Annotated in this window: 2 protein-coding genes; one reads left to right on the top strand and one right to left on the bottom strand. The window is 49.3% G+C overall.

All coding sequences use genetic code 11. The features are described from left to right. A partial coding sequence (locus ACFW2W_RS20125; RefSeq protein WP_378182263.1) for a hypothetical protein occupies positions 1 to 249 on the top strand: 249 nt, incomplete at its 5' end. A gap of 268 nt (positions 250 to 517) precedes the next feature. Here ACFW2W_RS20125 and ACFW2W_RS20120 read toward each other — a convergent pair. Then, on the bottom strand, positions 518 to 889 hold the full coding sequence (locus ACFW2W_RS20120; protein ID WP_378182260.1) for a DUF6463 family protein: 372 nt from the start codon (positions 887 to 889) through the stop codon (positions 518 to 520). Positions 890 to 1,043: the final 154 nt, after the last annotated feature.

Raw genomic sequence — 1,043 nt, 5'->3', positions numbered from 1 at the left:
GGTACCCGAATCTCCGAGCTAGCCTGCGTTGGCGTGGTGATGACCTTATCCATTCTCTCTCACTATCATGCCCTCTACTCAAGAAACTATAAGAAAAGACCGGCAATTAGCATTCTGGCACAGAGGGGACCAACCCTACCCCAGCACAACTTTGCGGTCTCCTCCAAGCGCTTCAAGAACGCATGGAAACCTATGGCTTGCAAAGGGTGCTGGAAATCACCCAAGCGAATTGGTCCTTTGGTTTGTTGAAAGGGGGGTTGTGCGCTGATCGGTACAGAAACTAACGCTAAAATCTTTGCAAAAAACGGGTGTCCAGAATTAGTGCGTATAGCTACGTCACCGACACTTGCCAGGCGGCTTGCAAAAAACAACAGTTTGTTGGAAGGGGGCAGCAGTCCGCTGTCACAGCCCTTGTGAGTCACGAATTAGAGGGGAGGTTTTTTGGAAGCCTTAGGGTATAGAAAATCCTAATGTCTTTCACTACCCGCACTGAGAAATTGAGACATCCTCATAAACGTCATGTGGCTATTCTCTCCCGCCGCATTACCATCACAAGCGCACCGAAAATTGCAAAGAGCCACAGCCCCGACGCCGGTAAAAAAACCAAGCTAAGCGCTGGAACGATAAAAATCCACCAACCCAGCAACGGGGGTAGCTGCCCAGTTTTTTGATACGCCCAGTTGACTACATATCCCAGTAGGCAGACCGGCCACGAGAAGATCAGAAACCAAAAAGCGGCTATCGTCTCTGCTGTCCAGGTAAGGTTCAAAGCACCGCCCTGAAGGATTAAAAGTAGCCAGTCGCCAAAGAGTATAAAGCTGACTGCTGCGTGAATGGCTCCAAAAGCTATTAAGATGCTACCCACGTGTCTACTCGCTATAAGCTTCATGGTTGACCTTCCTTTCGGTGGGCTACCAATGGCTCTTACGAAAGTTTTGTGGTTGATGCATCGGGACTTGAAACCTAGCTGCGCAGCTAGCAGGATAAAGGATGCTGGATATTCTGTTCCCGGATTGCATCGTTGAAATGTTCGAGATCCACGA

The organism is Coleofasciculus sp. H7-2 (assembly GCF_042747725.1).
In the GTDB taxonomy this organism is placed as follows: Bacteria; Cyanobacteriota; Cyanobacteriia; order Cyanobacteriales; family FACHB-T130; genus FACHB-T130.
This window is presented reverse-complemented; position numbering and strand designations above follow the sequence as displayed.